The organism is Hymenobacter agri, from assembly GCF_054778495.1.
This window is the reverse complement of the sequence record NZ_BAAGZM010000831.1, coordinates 1-1484: the sequence shown is the minus strand read 5'-3', so window position 1 is coordinate 1484 and position 1484 is coordinate 1. Positions and strand designations below refer to the sequence as shown.

2 protein-coding genes are annotated in these 1484 nt (G+C 62.7%); one reads left to right on the top strand and one right to left on the bottom strand.

Annotation, left to right across the window (positions count from 1 at the left end; genetic code table 11):
- Positions 1-919: delta-60 repeat domain-containing protein (locus ACYVDE_RS22595; protein WP_460503791.1), on the bottom strand; the 919-nt coding region annotated here is incomplete at its 3' end.
- Positions 920-1234: 315 nt separating this feature from the next.
- Between ACYVDE_RS22595 and ACYVDE_RS22590 the strand changes: the two genes are divergently transcribed.
- The coding region (locus ACYVDE_RS22590) for a hypothetical protein (protein ID WP_460503790.1) at positions 1235-1484 on the top strand (250 nt) is incomplete at its 3' end.

Genomic DNA, 1484 nt, shown 5'->3' with positions numbered 1-1484 from the left:
CGGCGCTGCTGGCAGCCACCACCAGCAGCTGCCCCGTGGGCAGCGGTACCAGGGCCCCGCCGCCGCTATAGCCCGTGAAATCGGCTGGCAGGGCCGCCCGCCCGCCAGTACCAAATGCCGGGTCGAGCTGGCCGTTGGGCAAAAGGCGATACGCCACCAGCTGGGGGGTGGGCGTGGGGGTGACGAAGAGAAACGTTTCGTACCCGAGCAGCACCGTCCGGTCGGCGTTATCTACCAGGCCGTCGAAACTGGAATAGGTTGAGTTGTTGTAGGGCACCGTGCCGGTAAAGCTGGCATCAGCGGTACCATTGGCCTGCAAGCGGACTGCCCGGGGGTAGTTGAAATTCAGCGTAGAAGTACGGCCGATGAGAATGAGTTGCCCACTGGATTGCTGGCCCAGGCGGCTGATTTCGCCGCCCTGCGTGCCTGCCAGCAGCGTATAGGCACCCTGCGAAGCAAAGGAACTATCCAACTGGCCATTAGCCAGCAGCCGGGTGGCCAGCCATTGTCCGCTGCGTCGCCCGCCCAGCACAATCTTGCCATCTGTTTGTACACATACGGCCAGCGCTTTGCTCTGCTCTTGGGTGCACGAGGCCGACGAGCAGATGGTGCTGGGCAATGCACCGAACTCAATACTCACCCGGCCGCCGTTGCCGAATGTGGCGTCCAACGCCCCGGCCGGCGTGTAGCGAGCCACTTCCAGGCCTCCGCTGCCGTAGCCGGCCACTACCAGCTTGCCATCGGGCTGCAGGGCAACACTCTGCGCCTGGTCGGTGGTGTTGCCGCTGGTGAACGTGGTGAGAACCCGGCCATTCGTGCCGAATGTGGGGTCGAGAATAGTAGACTGCGCCCAACTGGTTAGTGGTAGGCTGCAGGCCAGTAGTAGGCGCGCAAGGCGGGTAGGTAGTGGGTTTCTCATGAAAGAAAGGTTGAAAATGCGTCCGCAATATAGATATGGTTACTTGGTAATCAATTGCTGCTCAGGCCTGCTGCGCCACTCCGGCAGCCGGGTGAATTGCCGGGTAGAGCGGAGATTCCCTCGCGCAGGTCCGTACGAGGGAGGCAGGCTGGCGGGTATAAGGGATATTTCGTGGCGCTGATAGCCGGCAACGAATAGCCGGCAATTGCGGTATTAGCCGTGGTCAGGGCATCTCATCGCCGTCAGGCATACTCCCATCTGGGTAGATGATTTACTTAAAATGCCGGCCGGCCGCTAAACCCCCTACATTTGGGCATGCCCATACACTTATCTGAGCGCGTGCAGCAAGGGCGCCGCCTGCCGAGCGCATGGCTGCCGCTGCTGCTGCTGCTGCTAACCTTGTTACTGGCTGCCTGCCAGTCTCAGCACCAACCTGCCGATACTGCGGGCGTGCCGCCCGTAGGCCACTACCAAGGGACGCTGGGAGCCGCCGGTGGCCCCCAGCTGAAGGCGGCGCTCGACCTGCGCCATCCCAGCGCGGGCCACTACGACGCCGAGCTGACCG